The organism is Poseidonocella sp. HB161398 (assembly GCF_005870025.1).
Taxonomy (GTDB): domain Bacteria; phylum Pseudomonadota; class Alphaproteobacteria; order Rhodobacterales; family Rhodobacteraceae; genus Mangrovicoccus.
Genome location: NZ_VATA01000088.1, coordinates 1 through 20518, shown reverse-complemented (window position 1 = coordinate 20518; position 20518 = coordinate 1). Strand labels below are relative to the sequence as shown.

At 67.4% G+C, this 20518-nt stretch carries 20 protein-coding genes and 1 pseudogene; 8 read left to right on the top strand and 13 right to left on the bottom strand.

Annotated features, from left to right (window positions below):
• The coding region (locus tag FGX59_RS32805) for a glutathione S-transferase N-terminal domain-containing protein (RefSeq protein ID WP_171060944.1) at nt 1–289 on the bottom strand (289 nt) is incomplete at its 3' end.
• Nucleotides 286–1032: a GntR family transcriptional regulator gene (locus FGX59_RS32800; RefSeq protein WP_138472376.1), complete on the bottom strand. Its 747-nt coding sequence runs from the start codon at nt 1030–1032 to the stop codon at nt 286–288. The genes FGX59_RS32800 and FGX59_RS32805, both read right to left, overlap by 4 nt.
• A 162-nt stretch (nt 1033–1194) precedes the next feature.
• Here FGX59_RS32800 and FGX59_RS32795 point away from each other — a divergent pair, with 162 nt between their 5' ends.
• The 7 genes from FGX59_RS32795 to FGX59_RS32765 all read left to right on the top strand — a co-directional run bounded on the left by FGX59_RS32795 (nt 1195) and on the right by FGX59_RS32765 (nt 8365).
• Nucleotides 1195–1953 (top strand): SDR family NAD(P)-dependent oxidoreductase, encoded by a 759-nt coding sequence (locus tag FGX59_RS32795; RefSeq protein ID WP_138472374.1) that lies wholly within the window; start codon nt 1195–1197, stop codon nt 1951–1953.
• A 64-nt stretch (nt 1954–2017) separates the two neighbouring features.
• Nucleotides 2018–2533 (top strand): TRAP transporter small permease subunit, encoded by a 516-nt coding sequence (locus FGX59_RS32790; protein ID WP_138472372.1) that lies wholly within the window; start codon nt 2018–2020, stop codon nt 2531–2533.
• Nucleotide 2534: 1 nt separating this feature from the next.
• Nucleotides 2535–3839: a TRAP transporter large permease gene (locus FGX59_RS32785; protein WP_138472370.1), complete on the top strand. Its 1305-nt coding sequence runs from the start codon at nt 2535–2537 to the stop codon at nt 3837–3839.
• Nucleotides 3840–3877: 38 nt separating this feature from the next.
• Nucleotides 3878–4999: a C4-dicarboxylate TRAP transporter substrate-binding protein gene (locus tag FGX59_RS32780; protein WP_138472368.1), complete on the top strand. Its 1122-nt coding sequence runs from the start codon at nt 3878–3880 to the stop codon at nt 4997–4999.
• 103 nt (nt 5000–5102) lie between these two features.
• Entirely contained in the window at nt 5103–5840 is a 738-nt protein-coding gene (locus FGX59_RS32775; protein ID WP_138472367.1) for an SDR family NAD(P)-dependent oxidoreductase, read from the top strand.
• Entirely contained in the window at nt 5803–6642 is an 840-nt protein-coding gene (locus FGX59_RS32770) for an SDR family NAD(P)-dependent oxidoreductase (protein ID WP_240722828.1), read from the top strand. Before FGX59_RS32775 ends, FGX59_RS32770 begins: the two co-directional genes overlap by 38 nt.
• On the top strand, nt 6632–8365 hold the full coding sequence (locus FGX59_RS32765) for an FAD-binding protein (RefSeq protein ID WP_138472365.1): 1734 nt from the start codon (nt 6632–6634) through the stop codon (nt 8363–8365). Before FGX59_RS32770 ends, FGX59_RS32765 begins: the two co-directional genes overlap by 11 nt.
• A gap of 584 nt (nt 8366–8949) precedes the next feature.
• Here the strand turns inward: FGX59_RS32765 and FGX59_RS37885 are convergent.
• The 8 genes and pseudogenes from FGX59_RS37885 to FGX59_RS32725 all read right to left on the bottom strand — a co-directional run bounded on the left by FGX59_RS37885 (nt 8950) and on the right by FGX59_RS32725 (nt 15748).
• Nucleotides 8950–9105, bottom strand: coding sequence for a hypothetical protein (locus FGX59_RS37885; RefSeq protein WP_171060939.1), 156 nt, complete (start codon nt 9103–9105; stop codon nt 8950–8952).
• Nucleotides 9106–9114: 9 nt separating this feature from the next.
• A complete protein-coding gene (locus tag FGX59_RS32755; RefSeq protein ID WP_138472361.1) occupies nt 9115–10221 on the bottom strand; it encodes an AraC family transcriptional regulator in 1107 nt (368 codons plus the stop codon).
• 519 nt (nt 10222–10740) lie between these two features.
• Nucleotides 10741–10944 (bottom strand): annotated as a pseudogene (locus FGX59_RS39005) (IS1634 family transposase); the annotation flags it as partial.
• Between the two features lie 30 nt (nt 10945–10974).
• On the bottom strand, nt 10975–11760 hold the full coding sequence (locus tag FGX59_RS32745; protein ID WP_138472359.1) for an amino acid ABC transporter ATP-binding protein: 786 nt from the start codon (nt 11758–11760) through the stop codon (nt 10975–10977).
• Nucleotides 11757–12362 (bottom strand): hypothetical protein, encoded by a 606-nt coding sequence (locus FGX59_RS37880; RefSeq protein WP_171060943.1) that lies wholly within the window; start codon nt 12360–12362, stop codon nt 11757–11759. The genes FGX59_RS32745 and FGX59_RS37880 overlap by 4 nt, the downstream gene beginning before the upstream one ends.
• 78 nt (nt 12363–12440) lie before the next feature.
• Nucleotides 12441–13472 (bottom strand): transporter substrate-binding domain-containing protein, encoded by a 1032-nt coding sequence (locus FGX59_RS32735; protein WP_171060942.1) that lies wholly within the window; start codon nt 13470–13472, stop codon nt 12441–12443.
• A 145-nt stretch (nt 13473–13617) separates the two neighbouring features.
• Nucleotides 13618–14685, bottom strand: coding sequence for an amino acid ABC transporter permease (locus FGX59_RS32730; protein WP_138472355.1), 1068 nt, complete (start codon nt 14683–14685; stop codon nt 13618–13620).
• Between the two features lies 1 nt (nt 14686).
• Entirely contained in the window at nt 14687–15748 is a 1062-nt protein-coding gene (locus FGX59_RS32725) for an ABC transporter permease subunit (protein ID WP_171060941.1), read from the bottom strand.
• A 174-nt stretch (nt 15749–15922) separates the two neighbouring features.
• Between FGX59_RS32725 and FGX59_RS32720 the strand changes: the two genes are divergently transcribed.
• Nucleotides 15923–16531: a GntR family transcriptional regulator gene (locus FGX59_RS32720; RefSeq protein WP_138472350.1), complete on the top strand. Its 609-nt coding sequence runs from the start codon at nt 15923–15925 to the stop codon at nt 16529–16531.
• Nucleotides 16532–16578: 47 nt separating this feature from the next.
• Here FGX59_RS32720 and FGX59_RS32715 read toward each other — a convergent pair whose 3' ends face one another.
• From FGX59_RS32715 to FGX59_RS37875, 3 genes are all read right to left on the bottom strand, one after another.
• Entirely contained in the window at nt 16579–17946 is a 1368-nt protein-coding gene (locus FGX59_RS32715; RefSeq protein WP_138472348.1) for an HlyD family type I secretion periplasmic adaptor subunit, read from the bottom strand.
• Nucleotides 17943–20120: a type I secretion system permease/ATPase gene (locus FGX59_RS32710; RefSeq protein WP_138472346.1), complete on the bottom strand. Its 2178-nt coding sequence runs from the start codon at nt 20118–20120 to the stop codon at nt 17943–17945. The genes FGX59_RS32715 and FGX59_RS32710 overlap by 4 nt, the downstream gene beginning before the upstream one ends.
• 127 nt (nt 20121–20247) lie before the next feature.
• The coding region (locus tag FGX59_RS37875) for a hypothetical protein (protein WP_171060940.1) at nt 20248–20518 on the bottom strand (271 nt) is incomplete at its 5' end.

The following is a 20518-nucleotide window of genomic DNA, read 5'->3' as shown; positions in this document are numbered from 1 at the left end:
GGACCCGGAAACGGCTTGCGTCTTGCGGGTAGATCGTGCCCACCGCCGCCGCGAGAGAGTCGACATAGGCACAGATCACGCGGCTGTCGAAAACTGGTTCGTCATCGGCCAAAAGCGCGCAGGGCACCTTGCCCGAAGCATTGTGGCGCACGATCTCCGCGTCGCGCTGAACCGGGCCCGCTGCCGAGGGCAGCGCCTCGATCTGGTCGGCCACGCCGCGCTCGTGCGCCGCAACCCAAACCTTCCGCACATAGGGCGAGGCTGGCGAGTGGAACAGTCTGATGGTCATGTCTTCCTCCGGGAATTGGTGCCGCGTCTGGACCGTCCGGCAGGGACGGTCGCGGCGGGCACGCGCAGAAAATCGTCGGGATAGAGTTCCAGATGCGACAGGAGATGTTCCAGCGCATAGGTAATGTGTTCATGCATGATCGCGCCCGCGCGGTCCCCCTGGCCGCGGGCCAGAGCATGTGCGATTCGGCTATGGTCATCGTGCGATCTGCGGATCACGTCATAGTCGCGCCACATGATGATCCGGTCCGACGCCATCGGAACGTCATGCAGCCGCTCGACGAAGTCCCGGATCCAGGGATTGCCGGCGATGCGGATCACCAGGTCGTGGAAAGCCACGTTCATCTGCCGGTAGGACCCGAGGTTATCTGCCACGAGCTCACCCGGCGCGAGCAGGGCATCGCCCTCCTCGACCAGAGCTGCCAGCCGGTCCGCAACTTCGGTGGTCATGTTGGCGGCAGCCTTGCGGCAGGCCATCGCCTCCAGCTCGGCACGCACCTCGAACGCCCCGACCATTTCTTCATATGAGAATTCGCGCACGCGAAAGCCGCGGTTGCTTTCGTAGACCACAAGCCCTGACTGGGTCAGCGCCGTCAGCGCCGTGCGCAGCGGCGTGCGCGAGACGCCCAGCATTTCGGCCAGCTGGTCCTGATGCAGCTTGTCTCCCGGACGCAGCTCGCCACGCAGAATCGTCTCCCGCAGCCGCGCGACCGCGATCTCTGTACTCGTCGATGCATCTGACATGTCCACTTCTCCACCTGCCGGTCCGGTCGCCAGCGGCACGACCCATCAAGTCCTCTCGGGGAGCATAATTTATCCAAAACCAACATTACAGCTAAAAACTTCCTTGCCATTTCCGTCGTTTTGTGTCCATTTCAAATGCAACGATCTTGGGAGGATCCATACATGTCAGGACTTTGCCTGGTCACCGGCGCCGCCGGGGGCATCGGGAAGGCCGTCGCCAACCGCATGGCCGCCGACGGCTTCACCGTGCTCGCCGCAGATCTCGACCACGCGCGTGCCGAGGCTGCTCTGGCGGACCTGCAGGGCGAGGGCCATCGTGCCATCGCGCTCGACGTCTCGGACGAAGCCGCCGTTGTATCGGCTTTCAGGGCGGCCGAGGACCAGGGTCGGCCCATAGCCCATGTGGTCGCGGCGGCGGGTATCCTGCTGTTCGCGCCGGATGGCGACCGCCCGCCACTGACCGAAATCGCGCTGAAGGACTGGGACCTGACGCAGCGGGTCAATTCGACAGGAACGTTCCTGCTCCTGCGGGAATATCTGCGCAGCACCGCCCGCGCGGACACGAAAGGCGGCCGCTTTGTCGGCTTCACCTCAGTCGCGGCTCAGCTTGGCGGCTATCGTTCGAGCGCGGCCTACATTGCCTCGAAAAGCGCGGTCCTGGGCCTGATGAAAGCCGCCGCGCGGGAGGCCGCGCCGCGCGGCATCACCGTCAACAGCGTGGCCCCGGGCCTGATCGACGCGCCGATGCTGCACCAGTCGCTCTCGCCCGAGAACTACGGCGCGGTCGCAGCCAACATCCCGCTCAACCGCATCGGAACGCCCGAAGAGGTGGCGGGAGCCGTGGCATTCCTGATGGGCCCGGACGCCGCCTATATCACGGGCGCGGTCATCGATGTGAACGGCGGCTACCGGATGCAATGACGGCGGCAGGAGCGGGCCTCCGGCCCGTGCCGACGGCAACGACAGCGCGCGGGGAGGAGGCGCCATGTTCGCAATACTGAGAAATCTCACCACGGCTCTCGCAGTGCTGGCCGGCATGTCAGTGGCGCTGATGATGCTGCATGTCATGGCCGACGTGATGGGCAAGTACTTCTTCCATTATCCGGTGCCCAGCACCGCCGAGGTGGTCGCCAACTACTACATGATCGCGGTCGTGTTCCTGAGCCTCGCCTGGGTCGAGGCCAAGGGCAGCGCGATTTCGGTCGACCTGATCTATGATGCAGCGCCAGCGGGCGCCCAGCGGATCATGCGCAAGATCGGCGAGGCGGTGACGCTGGCCTTCTACATCGGGCTCGGCTGGTTTTCCTGGGACGTGGCGATCCGCGCCTGGAAGGTCAACGAAAGCGTCGACGGGCTGTGGCGCGTGACCATCTGGCCAGCCAAGTTCATGCTGCCGATCGGAATCGCGCTGGCTTGCCTGGTGCTGCTGGTCCGCATCTTCGCCGAACCCCGCATCCGCATTGACGGCGGCCATCCAGAACACAGCGAAGCGGAGGCCTGACATGGAGCGCATCGAACTTGGATTCGCGGGTCTCGGACTCGTCCTGATGTTGATTGGCGTGCGCGTGCCGATCGGCGCCGCCATGGGCACCAGCGCCTTCCTCGGCATCTGGGCGATGATGGGATGGAAACCGGCCATCGGCATTACCAAGGCCGTGCCCTTCACGCTGATCGGTGACTGGAACTTGTCGGCGATCCCGATGTTCCTGTTCATGGGCTTCATTGCTGTCGAGGCAGGGCTCACGCGCGGACTCTTCGGCGCAGCCCGCATCCTGCTTGCGCGCATTCCCGGAGGCCTCGCTTCCTCGACCGTGGTTGCCTCGGCGCTCTTCGCTTCGGCCTCCGGGTCATCGGTGGCGACTGCCGCAGCCTTCTCGCGCATCGCCGTGCCCGAGATGCTGAAGTCGAGCTACAACAGCGGGCTGGCGACCGGCTCGGTGGCGGCGGCTGGCACGCTCGGCGCGCTGATCCCGCCCTCTGTCCTGATGATCGTCTATGGGCTGCTGCTCGACACGTCGATCAGCACGCTCTTCATCGCCGGCATCCTGCCCGGACTGCTCACTGCCATGGCCTTCATCGGGCTCGTCTCGATCCGTTGCAGCCTCAACCCGTCGCTGGCGCCACGGGTGGCAGTAGAAGTGTCGAAGGAAGAGCGGCGCGCGTTGATCATGGACGCCTGGCCGCTCCCGGTCCTGATCCTGGGCGTGATGGGCGGCATCTTCTCGGGCATGTTCACGGCCACGGAGGCTGGTGCGGCCGGTGCTTTCCTCGCTTTCACGATCGCCGGTCTGCGCGGTCGGCTCAGCCTGCCGGTCCTGCGCCGGGCCCTGGTCGACACCGCCTCGGGCACCTCCGAGATTTTCATCGTCGTGCTCGGGGCCGCGCTGTTCTCGCGGTTCGTGGCCCTGGCGACGATCCCCGATTTCGTCGTGGGCCTCTTCGACGGCTACTCGACCGTGACGGTCCTGATCATGATCTGCGTGCTGTTCCTGGTCATGGGCGCGTTCCTCGAGAGCATCTCGATCATGTTGCTGACGCTGCCGGTCTTGGGCCCGGTGCTGGCCGCACATGACGTGAACCTGATCTGGTTCGGCGTGCTCGCAATCAAGCTGCTCGAGATCGGCCTGGTAACGCCGCCGATGGGGATGAATGTCTTCGTCATCAAGTCGTCGATGGGCGACCGGGTGATGCTGGGCGAGATCTTCCGGGGCGTGTCCTGGTTCATCCTCGCCGACATGTTCGTCCTGGCGCTTCTTGTCCTGTTCCCCGTGATCAGCCTGTGGCTGCCGGAGATGATGGCCGGCTGACTGCCGGCGCAACACCCCTTACTTTGGGAGGAGTAAAAATGACCAAGAACCTGCTGCTGGCCAGTGCCGCCGCGATTTCCCTTTCGGCGGCAGCGTCCGCCGACACCTACCAGGCGACAAACTGGATGGCACCGTCGCACATCCTCAACGAGATCGCCTATGCGCCCTTCGTCAAGGCCATCGCCGAAGGTACAAATGGCGACGTCGAATTCGAGGTCTATTCCTCCGGGTCGCTGGTGCCCGCCCCCACGACGCTTCAAGCGGTCGGCGACGGGGTGGCGCAGCTGGGGATCGTCGCTGCATCCTACACGCCATCGGAGCTGCCGCTGTCGGGCATGATCAACGACATGGCCTTCACCGCCACCGACGAATTCGCCAACGCCTTCGCCCTGACCGAGATCGCGGTGACCAATCCGCGTCTCGTGCAGGAGTATGGCGATCACAACACCATCTTCCTCGGCGGCTATTCGACCCCGATCTACAACTTCATGTGCATGAAGCCTGTCTCGGACCCGGCCTCTGTAGAGGGCCTGAAGGTGCGCACTGCGGGCACGGCTCAGAACCAGTGGATTGCCTCGCTGGGCGCAATCCCGGTCGCGGTGCCGATGACCGACACCTACTCCGGGCTGGAACGCGGCTCGATCGACTGCACGCTGAGCGATCCGACCAACCTCGAGAAGGGATACAAGTTCTGGGAAGTGGTGAAGTACATCAACACCCTGCCACAGGGGGCTTCGATGGGAGCGACCTATGTGCTGAACAGGGACTTCTGGTCCGGCCTGTCGACAGAGGATCGCCGCAAGATCCTCGACCTGACCGGTCCGGCGCTGGCGGCTGCCCAGGTCGCCTACCATCAGGGCGTCGAGTCGGCGATGGCCGGAGCCAGGGAGCGCGGAATCGAGATCACCGAGGCCGATCCCGCCATGGCCGCCCGGCTCGGGGAGTTCCAGGCCAAGATGATCGGCGGGCTCGCGGCCGAGACCGCGAAGGTGCGCGGCATCGACGATCCCTCGGATATCGTGGCCGAATACCAGAAACTGGTCGAGAAATGGCACGGGCTTCTGGCCGATGTCGACCGCAACGATGCCGAGGCCGTCGGCAAGCTGGTCAATGACGAGATCTACGCCAAGCTCGACGCCGAGACCTTCGGCCTGAACTGATGCCGTCGGCCGGTGCCCGGACCGGGCACCGGCTACCCACTCTCTCCATTCGAGCCGCGGCCCGGCCACCGGCGCCTCAATCGGCCAGACCCAAGGGAATCCCATGTCCGCCCCTACCCTGCCCACCGCCATTGTCACCGGCGCCGGCTCCGGCATTGGCCGCGCCATCGCCCATCGCCTGTCCGAAGACGGCTACCTCGTGATCGTTGCCGATCGCGCAGCTGATGCCGCAGAGGAAACCGTCTCCCAGATCACGGCCGCAGGCGGCCAGGCCCGAGCCGAAGTGCTGGACATCACCGATCCTGCCGCAACCCAGGCGCTGATCGATGCGGCTTCCGGGCTGCGGGTGCTGGTCAACAACGCGGGCATCTTCAACGTCATCCCCTTCGATGACCTGGCCGCCGACGACTTCCGCAGGATGTACGAAGTGAACCTGGTGGCGATGTTCACGCTCTGCCAGCAGGCGGCACGGGTGCTGCCGGAAGGTGGACGGATCATCAACCTGGCCTCTCGCGCGGCCTTCGGTGCGCGCAACTATGCCCATTACGTCGCCTCCAAGGCCGGGGTCGCGGGCTTCACCAAGGCCCTTTCGCTCGAACTCGCGGCGCGCCAGATCACTGTCAACGCGGTCGCGCCAGGCGTGATCGAGACCGACATGCTGAAGGCCCGGCCCGACGGGCTGGAGGAGATGCGCGCGCAGCAGCCCTCCGGCCACCTCGGCCAGCCCGAACACATTGCCCATGCCGTGGCCTTCTTCGCCGATCCGCGCGCCGAATATGTCACTGGGCAGGTCCTCATTGTCGATGGCGGCCGCTCGGTCGGCGGCACGGCTGCATTCTGAGGATCCGGCCATGACACTCGAACCTAGCAGCCTTTCGGGCCGCAGCGCGATCGTCACCGGCGCCGGGCAGGGCATCGGCCTGGCCATCGCCGAAGCGCTGATCGCAGCCGGGGCCCACGTCCTGGCCGTGGATCGCGACCCCGAGGGCGTTGCCGCCCTGGCCGCCCGCTTCCCCGGGGCGGTGGCGCCGGTCATCGGCGACGTGACCGATCCCGGCCTCACCGCAAAGCTCGATGCGGCGCTCGCCGACCGCGGCGGGGTGCCGCACATCCTTTGCAACAATGCGGGCGTGGCCCGCGGGGCACACGCGCTCGAGACCAGCGATGCCGATTTCGAACGCTATTTCCAGATCAATGTTCTGGGACTCTTCCGGCTGTCGCGTTGGGCGGTACCGCTGATGGTGCGGTCCGGCGGAGGCTCGATCGTCAACACCGCCTCGATCTTCGGCGAAATCGGAGCCCAGAGCTCCTGCGGCTACTCTACCTCCAAAGCGGCGGTGATCGGGCTTACGCGGCAGATGGCCACCGATTTCGGACCGAACGGCATCCGGGTGAACGCCGTTGCGCCAGGCCTGATAGAGACGCCGCTGACGGCCGAGCGCATCCAGACCGAGTCCTGGCGGCGCATGGTGATGATCGACGGCGCGCCGCTGCGCCGGGTGGGCACGCCCGCAGATGTCGCGCGCGCCGTGCGCTTCCTTGCATCGGACGAAGCCGGCTTCGTCACGGGCCAGGTGCTGGCCGTCGACGGCGGCTGGGCGGCGGGCCGCTATCCGCGCGAGGTGCCGATCGATGTTGCCTAAGGCTTTCCCCGATCCCGACGCGCCCCTGCCCGAACGCTGCGAGCTCCTGGTGGTGGGCACCGGTGCGGCCGGCATGGCCGCCGCGCTTCGGGCAGAGGCATGCGGTCTCCACCCCATTCTCGTCGACAAGGCTCCCGTCTGGGGGGGCTCGACCGCGGTCTCGGGCGGTGCAATCTGGGTGCCGGACAATCCCCTCATGCGCCGCGCGGGCATGGCCGATGACCGCGCCGCCGCCAGAGCCTATCTGCAATCAGAGGCCGGCAACCTTTTCAATGCCGAGTTGGTCGATGCCTTCCTGTCCCAGGGCCCCGAAGCCATCGCCTTCTTCAACGACGAGACCGAGCTGACACTGTCGCACCGGCCGGTCTCGCCCGACTACCATTCCGACCGCTACGGCGCTGCCGAAGGCGGGAGGGCGCTCGACGCACATGATTTCGACGGCCGCAAGCTCGGGCCGATGCTGGCGCGGATGAAGCCGCCGATCGAGGATTTCACGATCCTCGGCGGGCTCACGCTCGGGCGGCCGGACATCTACCATTTCCTGCGGATGACCCGCTCTGCCGCCTCGGCCCGGTATGCGGCTGGCCGGATCCTGCGCTATGGGATCGACCGGCTTGGCCATGGTCGCAATACCCGTCTGGTAATGGGCGCGGCGGTGGCTGCGCGGCTGGCGTCCAGCGCTTTCGCCCGCGGCATCCCGATGCATCTGGGACAGGAGCTCGTGGCCCTCGAACGCAACGCCTCCGGACGTGTGACCGGGGCGCAGCTGCGCTGTGGCGGAGTCATCCGGCGCATCACAGCGAGCCACGGCGTGGTGCTGGCCGCAGGCGGCTTCCCGCACGACGCCGCTCGCCGTGCGCGGACCTTCGACCACGTTCGCCGCGGCCTGCCGCATTACTCGATGTCGCCTGCGTCCGGCACCGGCGGTGCGATTGCCGCTGCCGAGGCAATCGGTGCAGCCTTCGTCGAGAGCAATTCCAACGCCGCCTTCTGGACACCGGTCTCGCTTCTGAAGAACCGCGATGGCAGCACCCGCCCCTTCCCGCATCTGTTCCTCGACCGCGCCAAGCCTGGCGTGATCGCGGTCGGCCATGACGGGCAGCGCTTCGCCAACGAGGCGGTGAGCTATCACGACTTCGTTCAGGCGCTGATAGGCAAGCTTCTTGACGGGGGACAGCGTTCGGCATGGCTCGTCTGCGATCATCGGGCGCTCAGGCGCTACGGGCTAGGTGCGGCACCGGCCTTTCCGGGGCGCATCGCTCGCCACCTGGCCAGCGGCTATCTGAAGCGCGGCGCGACTCTGGCCGAGCTTGCTGGCAATTGCGGCATCGACCCCGCAGCTCTCGGCCAGACGATCGAGAGGTTCAACCGGGACGCTGCCTCCGGCACCGATAGCGAATTCGGCAAGGGCACGACCAGCTACCAGCGCTATCTCGGCGATCCCGAGTGCAAGCCGAATCCCTGCCTGCGGCCGCTCGAAGGCCCCCTTTATGCAGTCGAGATCTTTCCCGGCGACATCGGCACTTCGATGGGTTTGGAGATTGACGCGCAGGGCCGTGTCAAGGACCGCAAGGGCCAGCCGATCGAGGGGCTCTTCGCCTGCGGCAACGATATCAACTCGATCATGTCAGGGGCCTATCCGGGCGCCGGAATCACCCTCGGTCCGGCATTGACCTTCGGCTATATCGTCGGCAACAGCGCCGCTGAACTACCGGCGGCCTAGGGCATGCCAGGCCAGGACCGTCACTCGGTCCCGCACGGGCGGTGCGGGACCGTGTCCGATCGCGAATATCGGGGTTCGAACAAAAGGTCGGTGGTCATTCCGGCGCAGGTTGTCGCCCCGCAGAACACCGCGACGACGGGAAACTCGCGGAGATCATGGCGCGCATTGTCCGTCCTCCACCCGTGGAACGAGGATTGAGCAGCAACGCCACAATTACGACTATGTGATCGCCATCAAGCAATACATGGTGATGAATTGACAGGTCTGCGGCTTGCGTTAATGTTCCTGTTTAGTACGCAGCAATAATCTGCTATCTTGTTGGTCTAAACACTCCAAGCACAGAATGTAGGTGATTCATGGCCAGATACTATGTGAACCGTCAGGCGCAGGCGAATGGCGACCACGAGGTCCACAAGGAAATCGGTTGCCCCACCTCAGCGGCATCGCACAATCGTCAACCTTTGGGCGAGCATTCTGCCTGCGCGAGCGCGGTGCAGGCCGCCCGACGCTACTATAGCCGGGTGAATGGTTGCGCACACTGCTCGCCGACTTGCCACACGGGCTGAGGCACCAGCACAACAGTATTATGAATTGTTTCCGGGAGCAGCTCCGGGCACCGCGAGGCTGTAGCTCGTGCTGCGCCCGCCGCCCTCGTCCCTGCGCAGCACGCCGAGCCTGACCCGCTCGGTGATGTCCCGCAGCGCCGTGTCGGTCGAAACCTCCGTTAGCTTCGGTTGCATTACCGGATATTATGCAGATCCCGGCGTATCGGCCTGATCCGGCGGTTGCGCGGCCGGAGCCGCGGGCGCCCTGACTGACGCTGGCAGAAACTGGCGCGCTTGCAGGACAGCATGCGCATAGGCTGTCGGTGCCATACCGGTCCAGCCGGTGAAGGCGCGGGTGAAATTGCCTGGTTCGGTGTAGCCGAGGCTGTACGCAATTTCCGCGACGGACAGCCTAGTCTCGCTCAGGAGCGCCCTTGCCTGCTCCTCGCGGACTTTCTGCAGCACATCGCGGTAGCTCTGCCCCGCGACAGCGAGCCGGCGCTGCAATGACCGGACACCGATCTGCAGCCGGGCGGCGGCGTGCTCGATGCCGACCTGTTCCTCCGCGAGGTCGAGAAGGATCAGCGCCGCGAGCGCCGCGGTGATATCCTCGCGGCCTTTCTCCAGATTTGCCCGGACTTGCAAGGAGGTTGGTGCCAGGCGGGCATGGTCCGGGTCCCGCGTGGGAGCGGCCAGATCGGACCGGCTCAGCGGAATCGAGATGGCGGGTCCGCCCATCCGCCAGGGCGTCCCGAGAAGCTCGGCAAGCAGGTCCTCGCGGCCGTCTCGCGCCGTGTCGGTCTCGATCCATTGCGGCAGCCAGGCGCGCCCCAGATAGTTGCGAAGGAAGGCCAGAAGCATCGGCACGACATGTTCGGAATGGTGCCGCCGGTCGATATTGCGGTACCGCGGCGTGCGGTAGTGCCAGACCGCGCCGGCTTCGGTTTCGACGAGGCTGAAGACGGGGCCGCGCTGGAACAGCGGCATCGCCCACGCAACCCTGTCAAGCGCCGCCCGCAGGGTGGCGCCGCCGACCGCATAGCGCAGCCAGGTTCCCAGATCGCCGGGTTTCGACGCCAGGCCTATCTTCAGCCCGGCCGCGGGATCGCCGCTGGCACGTGCCGCTTGGGCGAAGATCTCCACCATGGATTGATGCGGGATCACGAGGGACGGGTCCCGGACAACTGCCTCCGGCAGGCGTGCCGCGACGAAGGCGCGCTCCAGGCACTTCCGCCCGCAGGCCGCTTCGAGCCATTCAGGTAGCGGCCCCATGCCGGAGGCGGTCGTGATCGGAAATTCTGTCGCAGCCAAGGTCAAAGTCCCGAAATGTCATAAAATGATACCCGAAGGAGCCACAACCTGTTTACTGTATGTCAACAGTGCGGCCAAGCGTCGGCGCGATCCTCCGGGTTTCGCTTCAGTTCTGGCCGCAAGTTCGGCCTGTTCCGGATCCGGTCCCGGCCTTTGGGGGAAGAGTATGTTTGCAGGTCTTGCCAAGCACGCGCCAAGGACAGGCTCCGGCCTCCTGCCACTGGGCATGGGGACGGGAATTGGCTTTGCACGGGAAGCGGGAATCCCCTTCGCCTCGGAGCCGGACATCATGGCGACCTGGGGTGGCGATACCGGCCAGCCCTTTCATCCCGGTATCGTCCTCCGCCGACCTGGCCATCAATACCAGGGCCTTTGCCAAGGGCAATTCGATTGCCTGCGAGCCAGCTGCCAGCCTGCCGGGCCGCCCCCGCGCGCGTCACCCCGTAACACTGGGTGTCGCCTTAACCCGTAAAACTGGGTGTCCATTGACACCTGTGCGCCAACAGGTTTAGCGGACCCGCGACACGTCGGCTCGGCGGTGCCGAGATCGGTGACATTTGCCAGGAGCGCAAGCTTGCCGTCGAAGAGCGCGGCCTCGTCGGGACTCCAGCTGAACAGGTCGTCCTGCAGGTCGGGCTTGAAGAAGCGGGTCAGCTCGGCATCGGCGACGGCCCGGGCGAAGCGGCTGCAAGACCCGCGATCGGAGGCACGACGGCCGCGGGCACCCGGCCAAGCAGCGCGCGGGCTTTGCCCTCAATTGCCGAGGATCCGCCCGAGGAAGGCCCGGGTCCGCGGGTTCCGTGGCGCACCGAAGAAACCGTCAGGCGCATTCTCCTCGACGATCTGGCCCTGATCCATGAAGATCACCCGATCAGCCGCGCGGCGGGCAAAGCCCATTTCATGGGTGACGCAGAGCATTGTCATCCCCTCCTCCGCCAACCGGATCATGGTGTCGAGCACCTCTTGGATCATTTCCGGATCGAGCGCCGAGGTCGGTTCGTCGAACAGCATCACGCCCGGCTGCATGCACAGCGCCCGGGCGATGGCGACGCGCTGCTGCTGCCCGCCCGAGAGCTGGCCGGGATATTTCTGAGCCTGGTCGGGGATGCGCACCTTCTCGAGGAAATGCATCGCGATCTCCTCGGCCTCGCGCCGCTTCAGGCCGCGCACCCGCATCGGGGCGAGGATGCAGTTGCCGAGGATGGTCAGGTGCGGGAACAGGTTGAACTGCTGGAATACCATCCCGATCTGGGCGCCGAGTCGGCCGCTGCGGGCCAGCGCGACGGTCACCTCGGTGCCATTGACCGCGATCCGGCCCCCCTGGTGGCTCTCCAGCCCGTTAAGACAGCGGATCAGCGTCGACTTGCCCGAACCCGAGGGTCCGCAAATGACGATCCGCTCGCCGTGGCGCACGGTCAGTTCGATGTCGCGCAGGGCGTGATACGCGCCGTACCACTTGTTGAGCCTTGCGATTTCCACCGCGGCCGAGGCCGCCGGAACGGAATCGACCGGGACGAGATGCGGACGCCGCAGGGTCATCGCAGCGCCTCCGCGGCCGAGGCGGCAGCGCGGGCGGCCAGCCAGTCGAGCTGCAGGTCACTCTCGACCGAGTCGGGGAATTGCGCGCGCAGCGCCGCGACCGCCTCGGCGACCGGCAGGCCCTGCTCGATCAGGAGCCCCGCGGCGATCATGCCCGAGCGGCCCGCGCCGTAGTGGCAGGCCAGCCCCAGCGTGCCGCCCGGCGCGAGGGCTGCGGCGCGCGGCGCCTCCAGCGCTGCCCAGCCTTCGGCGAAGGCGGCGCCCGGGGCGCTGTAGTCCTCGATCGGCAGATGGGCGAGACGGATGCCGCGCCGGGCACAGGCGGCACCGACCAGCGCAATGGCCCCTTCCGGCAGCTCGGCGGTCTCTACCAGCAGCACCAGCAGCCTGCAACGCTCCAGCGCCGGATGCGACAGCGTCGCCTCCAGCCGCTCAGGATCGATATAGAGCTCTCCGGAAACGCCGAAGGCCAGGCCCGGAAAGCCCATTGTCACGACGTGACCGCCCTGCGGCACGGTGAGCGCCGCGCGAATGCTGGTCTCCTGCTGCATCAGATCCATCCGAAGCTCGGGGGAGTATTTCTGCGGTGCCATCGTGCTCATTCTTGTTGTCCTTTTCTTGACAGTGACGGCAGGCCGCGCGGTTTGGCCGCGCCGCCTGCCGCGAAAATGCCGCCGCAATTAGCGGATCGGGTAGGGATACATCAGCCCGCCCTCCTCCCAGGAGGCGTTGAGGGTCTGCGACAGTTCCATCCCGAAGGGCGTGTCCGGCCCCAGGTTGCGGCCGAAGACCTCCGAATAGGACCCGACCTGGCGGATCACCTGATAGGCCCAATCGGCCGGCAGGCCGAGCTTGGCTGCCATCTCGGCGGTCGCGCCATCCACGCCGAACAGGCGCGCGACGGCCGTCGGCTGATCGTCCAGATCGGCAGTGACCGCATCGACATTCTGCGAGGTGATGCCGTATTTGTCGGCGTTCAGCATGACCTGGAAGGCCCAGAAGACCGCGCTTTCCAGCTCCTGGTCGGGGCGGGTGACGAGGGTCAGCGGCTCGTTCGAAATCACGTCGGGCAGAATCGCGTAATCCGAGGGCGCCTCGGCAAGCAGCCGGTCGGAATTGAGCGCGGTGACATCCGAGGCATAGACGTCGCACTTGCCCGAGAAGAAGGCCTCGAGCCGCGCGGTCTTGTCGGCGATGTTCTCAACGCGGTACGCCATGTCGCGATCGGCGAACCAGTCCGCCAGCGTCAGCAACGTGGTGGAGCCGTCCTCGGCGCAGACGGTGGCGCCGCCCAGTTCGGCGGCCGACGAGACGCCCAGGGATTTGGGCACCATGAAGCCCTGTCCGTCGAAGAACGTCGTCGCGACGAACGCCATGCCCGCATCGGCATCGCGGGTACCCGTCTCGGTGATCGAGCGCGAGGCCATGTGCGCGCCGCGCGCCACCAGCGTCTTCATCGAGTCGGAGAATCCGGTGCCGCGGATATCGGCTCGTCCGGCATCGCCGAGGATGGCCGCCGCCGCCATGCGGCAGAAATCGGCGTTGAAGCCGCGGAAGACGCCGTCGCTGTCGGGCACGGAGAAGCCCGGCGCGTTGGGGCTGACGAGGCAGATCAGCGATCCGCCGGAGGTGATCTCGTCGAGCACCTCGCCGGCATGGGCCGCCGGCAGGGCGGCGGCGGTCAGCAGAAGGGTCGCAAGGAGGGATTTCATGGCACTATCCTGTGTCTGAGCGTGGCGCGAGTCGCCGCAATACCTGTATACCGGTACATTGTAAGAGTTTCGCGACTTTTCCCGCTTCACCCGCCCGGAACCCAGCCGGATCGCGCCTCCTGCCCGTTTCCTGGGCATTCCCGCGCTAGCCCTGCGGCCCGCGGCGGTGGAGACGCCGTCCGACCGTCGACAGGAAGGCGCAGCTGATGAAGAACCACAGACCGACCACCGCATAGCCCTCGACCGCGAAGGCGCGCCAGTCGGGGTCGCCGAAGGCCATCCGCGCGGTCGCGGTCAGGTCGTGGATGCCGACCACGACGACCAGCGAGGTGTCCTTGTAGGCCCCGATCACGCTGTTGACGAGCGAGGGCATGGCGCGGCGCAACGCCTGCGGCAGAAGCACCTCGCCAACCGCCGCGCAATAGCCCAGCCCCAGCGCATGTGCCGCCTCGCCCTGCCCGGCGGGCAGTGACCTGAGCCCGGCACGGATGTCCTCGGCGAAGTAGGCGCCGTGGAACAGGATCAGCGCCACCAGCGTCGCGCCGACCGGCTCGATCCGCGCGCCCGGCGGCAGCATCAGCGGCAGCACGAAGATGCCGGTGAAGAGGAAGGTCAGCATCGGCACCCCGCGCGCCAGCTCTACATAGAGCGCCGCCAGCCGTGCCAACACCGGATAAGCGGTCTGCACCCGCGCCAGCGCCAGCAGGATGCCCAGCGGGAAGGCCAGAGCTACGGCGCCCACCGACAGCAGCAGGAGCACCGGCAGCCCGTTCCAGCGCATGCTGGGCACCGGCGCCAGGCCCAGCACACCGCCCGCCAGAAGCAGGACTGCCGCCGCGGGCACCACCGCCCAGAGCGCCGCGATTTGCCGCGGGCTCAGCCGCAACCCGCTCCCGGTCAGGCGCAGTCCTGTCTGCACCGCCAGCGCCACCAAGAGCAGCGAGGCCGCTGCCGGGCGCCACAGCAGCTCGTGCGGATAGGTGCCGAAAAGGATCAGCCGCGCCTTCTCCGCCACGAAGGGCCAGCAGAAGCCCCGCGTCGCTCCGCAGGCCTGCGCGTCCTGCCAGGGCCAGACCGCGTCGAGGACCAGCCAGCCAAGGCCGGCCTGTCCGGCCCAGAGCACGCCGGCCAGCGTCGCCAGCGACAGTAGCGCCGGGACGGGCGCGCCGAAGGCCTCGCGCAGCAGCGCGCGGCGGGAGGGAACAGGGGTCATCTCAGCGTCCTTCCTTGAGGCGCAGCCGGTCGTTGACGCGGTTGAGCCAGGTGGTCATGGCCAGGCAGATGAGCAGGTACGCCGCCATTGTCAGAAGCATCATCTCCATCGGCCGGAAGGTCTGGTTGATGATCGTGCCCGAGACCGACATCAGGTCGGAATAGCCCACCGCTATCGCCACCGAGGTGTTCTTGACCAAGTTGGCATACTGGTTGTTCATGGGCGGCACGATGATCCGCAGCGCCTGTGGCAGCATCACGAAGCGGGTCCGGTCCGAGGGCGGCAGGCCGAGCGCCCGCGCCGCCTCGATCTGGCCGGCGGGCACCGCCTCTATACCGCCGCGCATCACCTCGCCGATCTGCGCGCCGTGATAGAGCGCCAGCGTCGCGGCGATCACCATGAACTGGAGCGAGACCCGCACCCCCCCGGCATAGTCGAACCCCGCAAGCTCCGGCACCGACCAGCCGGGCCCCGCGCCCGGAACCAGTACCGCCGCCACCGGCGGCAGCAGGAACGCCAGAGCCGTGGCAGGGCGCGGCGCCCCGCGGCGGCCGAGCAGCCCTGCGGCGACGGCACCGAGCCCCAACGCCGCGGCAAGCACTGCAAGGCGGAGATCCCAGACCGGCACAGGCAGGTGCAGCGACCGGTTCGACAGCACCACCGGTCCCAGCGTCACCGCCTCGCGCACATGCGGCAGGCCGGTCACCGCGACGACGAAGAGTACCAGTAGGATCAATAGCTTGGGAAAGTTGCGGAGGGCTTCGACATAGGCCCGCGCCACGGCGCGCGCCACCGGGCTCGGCGAGACGCTCATCAACCCGACGAAGACCCCGACGACGGTGGCCGCCACCAGGCTCACTGCCGCCAGCAGCAGCGTGTTCAGCACGCCCACCGCGATCACCCGAAGGTAGCTGTCGCCCGAGACATAGGGGATAAGCGCCTCGCTGACATCGAAGCCCGCGCTCTGGCCGAGAAAGCCATAGCTGGGGGCCATGCCGGCGGCCGCCATGTTGCGCAGGATGTTCGATGCCGCGAGTGCCAGCCCCGCCAGGACGCCGAGCACGAGAAGACCGTCCCGGACCGGGAACGCCCGCCGCGCTGGCGGAGGGGGGCTTGGCGGAATCATGGCGAACCTCTATACTTGTCTGGTTATGTTCCTGTATACAGGAACATCTCAATTCGGGAAAGACCGCACCGGCAGAAAAGACGGCGGCGGCGCGGAAAAGACACGAGGCAAATGCAAGCAACGAACAAGACGGAAACAGCCCTGGAAACGATCCGAAAGACCATCTGCATCGGCGGGTCCGGCGCCGAGCCGCTGCTGCACGAGACCGAGCTGGCACGCGAATTCGGCATGTCGCGCACCCCGATCCGGCAGGTACTGCAGCGGCTGGCCTACGAACGGCTGGTACAGACCCGCTCGGGGGTGGGCACCGTCGCCACGCCACTGCACGATGCAGACCGGAGCCGAGACCTGACGACTTATCGCGGCATCCTCGAGGCGATCCGGAGCCATGACCTGCCCCAGCTTACGGTGTCCCAGCAGGCCGACATCCAGGCGCTCGGCGGCTTCGCGGCGGCGATGCCCGAGGGTGATGCCGAGCTGCAATACGAGCTGCTGTCGCGGATGCATCGCGTGCTGGCCGGGCTGGTATTCGACCCGGTGCTGGCCGATGCTTTCTCCGCCAGCTTCTGGCGGGCGGTGCGCTGGCACATGCGCGACCTTTCTGCCGATCCTGCGAACACGAGCGCGCGGCTGCGCATCCAGGTCGCCCATGTGGCGGGCCATGCCGACCGGCAGGCTGGCGATCTCTTTGCCCGGCTGCGCGCGCAGGTCGCCGACTAGCTCGCTCCGACGGAGCCGCGGGACGCTTGCAACGGGGCGCCGACGGATCATGGCTCGCGGATCGCCTCGCTGCCATAGCGCTTCAGCGGCGACAGCAGGAAGCCGATGATCCGCCGGGTCCCGGTTTTCACCTCGACGCTCACCGTCATGCCGGGGGCCAGCGAGACCACCCGTTCGTCCGCCTGGATCGCGGTGGCCTCCAGGGCGATGCGTGCATCATAGACCAGGCCCAGCCCCTCGCGCTCCACCGCGTCCTGCGAGATCGTGCGCAGGCGGCCTGGCACGGTGCCGTAGCGAGTGAAGTTGAACGCGTCGAGCTTGATCTCCACCGCCTGCCCCTCGGCTAGCCGCCCCATGTCCCGGTTCAGCAGACTCGCCCGCACCTCCAGGGCGGCATCATCCGCCACGATCACCATGAGCGCATCTGCCGGCTGCACCACGCCGCCTACCGTGCGCACCGTCAGCTCCTGTACCGTGCCCGCCACCGGAGCGCGCAGAACCTGCCGCGCCTTGCGCGCCTCGGCCCGCTGCAGCGCCAGCTCGATCTGGTCGATCGCGGTCTCCGCCTCGGTCAGCGCGGCGACGCTCTGGCGCAGCCGGTCGGCCACGAGGAAGGCCAGCTCCTTGTCGATCGCGGCCAGCGCGGTCTCGGCCTCGGCCAAGCGGTTGCGGCGGATGGCGAGATCATGCACCGCTTCGATCAGCCCGGCGCGGATCTGCTGGTATTGCGGCCGCGAGGTCAGGCCCTGGGCGAAGAGCTGGCCGCTAGAGGCCTCGCGATCGCGGATCAGCGGCAGGATCTCCTCGCTCTTGGCCAGTTCCGCCGCCGCCGAAGCCCGGGCCGAGCCGAGCCGAGCGCGCTCTGCCTCGATGCTGGCGCGTTGGGCAAGGAAGGCCGCCAGGTCGCTGCGCAGCTGCGTATCGTGCAGCCGCACCAGCCGCTCGGGCGCGCCGGTGGCAGCGCCGTCGAAGACCGGCGGATCCCCGCGCAGCCCGGCGATGAAGGCGCCCAGCCGCGCCGCCTCCAGCGCCTGTTCGGCGCGCTGCCGCCGCAGTTGGCCCAGATCGACCTCGCTCTCGGTCGGGTCCAGCTCGATCAGCAGAGCGCCCTCGGCCACATGCTGGCCGTCGGCGACATGGATCGCCCGCACCACGCCCAGATCGAGCGGCTGGATCACCTTGTTGCCCTCCGCCGCGACCACACGTCCCGGCGCCACCGCCACCACGTCGACCCGGCCAATCACCGCCCAGCCGATGGCCAGGACGAACATCGCCGCGATCACCAGCGCCAGCGCCCGTCCCGCCGGGCTGGCCGGGGTGTCGAGGATCTCCAGCGCGGCGGGCAGGAACTCCGTCTCTGCGCCGCGCCGCCGCGCTGCCGCCCGCCCGGACCGGATCGGTGCCGCGCCGCTCATGCCGCGCTCGCCGCGTCGCCGGATTGGATCCGCCAGAGCCGGGCATAGGCGCCGCCGCGGCGCAGCAGCTCGTCATGCGTTCCATCCTCGACCACGCGGCCGCGCTCCAGCGTCAGGATGCGGTTGGCCTGGCGCACGGTCGAGAGCCTGTGGGCGATGATGATCACGGTGCGGCCCGCGCAGATCCGGCGCATGTTCTGCTGGATTATCCGCTCGGAGTCGTAGTCGAGCGCCGAAGTGGCCTCGTCGAAAATCAGGATTCGGGGATCGCCGACCAGTGCCCGGGCGATGGCGATCCTCTGACGCTGTCCGCCCGAGAGGTTGGCGCCGCGTTCGCCCACCAGCGTGTCGTAGCCCTCGGGCAGCTCCGAGATGAATTCCTCCGCCCCGGCCATGCGCACCGCCGCGACCACCCGCTCGAAGGGCATGCCGGGATCGCTGAGCGCGATGTTCTCGCGCACCGAGCGGTTGAACAGCAAAGTCTCCTGCAGCACCACGCCGACCTGCTGGCGCAGCCAGCCGGGATCGACGGTGGCCAGGTCGATGCCATCGACCATGACCCGCCCGGCGGAGGGTACGTGCATCCGCTGCACCAGCTTCGCCAGGGTCGACTTGCCCGAGCCCGAGGGTCCGACGACGCCCACCACCTGGCCCGGCGCGATGTCCAGATCAATCCCCCCGAGCACGTCGCGCAGGTCTGGGCGATAGCGGAACCGGACCTGGTCGAAGACCACCCGCCCCTCCAGCCGCCTCAGCGTGGCGCGGTTGGGATTGTATTGCGGCTCGGTCGGTGTGTTGAGGATGTCGCCCAGCCGCTGGACCGACAGCCGCGCCTGCTGGAAATCGTTCCACAGCTGCGCCAGCCGAAGGATCGGCCCGGTCACCCGGCCCGCCAGCATGTTGAAGGCCACCAGCTGTCCCACGCTCAGATCGCCGCCGACCACCGCCAGCGCGCCGAAATAGAGCGTTAGCGCCGTGGTGATCTTGCTGACCAGCTGCGTCGCCTGTCCGGCGATGTTGCCCAAGTTGGCAGTGCGGAACGAGGCCCCGACATAGCCCGCCAGCTGTTCCTCCCAGCGCCTTTGCGACTGCGGCTCTACCGCCATGGCCTTCAGCGTCTCGATGCCGGTCACGCTCTCGACAAGGAAGGCCTGGTTGCGCGCGCCATGCTCGAATTTCTCATCCAGCCGCCGCCGCAGCACCGGCGTGACGACCAGGGCCAGCATGACGTAGAAAGGGATCGAACCGAGCACGATCATCGTCAGAAGCGGGCTGAAATGCCACATGACGGCGAAGAAGACTAGGGTGAAGATCGCGTCGATCAGCAGCGTCAGCGTCGAGCCGGTGATGAAGTCGCGGATCGTCTCCAGCTCGCGCACCCGCGCCACCGACTGCCCGACCTGCCGCGTTTCGAAATAGGACAGCGGCAGCGCCAGCAGGTGCCGGTAGAGCCGGGCGCCCAGCTCCACGTCGATGCGGTTGGTGGTGTGGGCGAAGATATAGGTCCTGAGCCCGCCCAGCAGGACCTCGAAGACCGAGACTGCCACCAGCGCGAAGACCAGCACGTCGAGTGTCGTCAGGCCGCGATGCACCAGCACCTTGTCGATCACCACCTGGAAGAACAGCGGCGAGACCAGCGCGGCGATCTGCAGGAAGAAGGACGCGATCAGCACCTCGGCGAAGAGGCGCTTGTACTTGAGGATCGCGGGCACGAACCAGGAGATGCCGAAAGACGATCCCGCCCCGCCCAGCACCGCGCGCCGCGCGACCAGGATCACCCGGCCGCTCCACTCTGCGCGGAAGGCATCGGCATCGCGCGTCTCCACCTGGCCGCTCAGGGGATCGAGCACCAGCACCGCCTCGCCGCGGACCCCGCCGAGCAGCACGAATTCGCCCGAGGCGAGCTCGGCGATGGCGGGAACCGGCAGGCGGTCGAGCCGTGCGGGGCCGGGCCGCACCAGCCGCGCCTTCAGATCCAGCCGCCGCGCCGCGCGCACGATCGCCTCCGCCGAGACCGTCCGGCCCGGCTCGGCGAACTGGTGGCGCAGCTGCCGGGCATCGGCGGGCAGGCCCAGCACCTGCAGCAGGCTGACCAGGCAGAGGATGCCGGTATCGCCTCCCTCCTCCGCCGCGGCAAGCTCCGGTCGCGGAGCGCATCCTTCGCTGCTATCCATCTGTGCCCCCGTCTCGCTGAAAGGTTGCCCGAGTCCGCCCCGGGATCGCCTGCACCCGTGCACACCGGGATACAGAGGGAGAATGTCGGTTCCGCGACACCCCGCCGCCAGGACGGGGTGCCGAATGTCAGGCCAGAGACGCGACCTGCAACGTCGGCGATTGAGGCTGCCAGGCGGCGGCCAGCCCGGCCTGCAGCGCGGCATCGCTGCGCAGCGCGTCATGGCGGGTTTCAAGCGCGCCGCCGACCTCGGACCAGGCCGCCATCGCCTCGACCAGCCGCGCGACCTCGCGCCCGGCCAGAACGCTGTCGCCGACCTCGAACGCATCCATCCGCGACGCAGCGCTGTTCTCGTCCAGGTACCAGTTGCTCAGCTGATGCGTGCTGAGCACCGTGCCC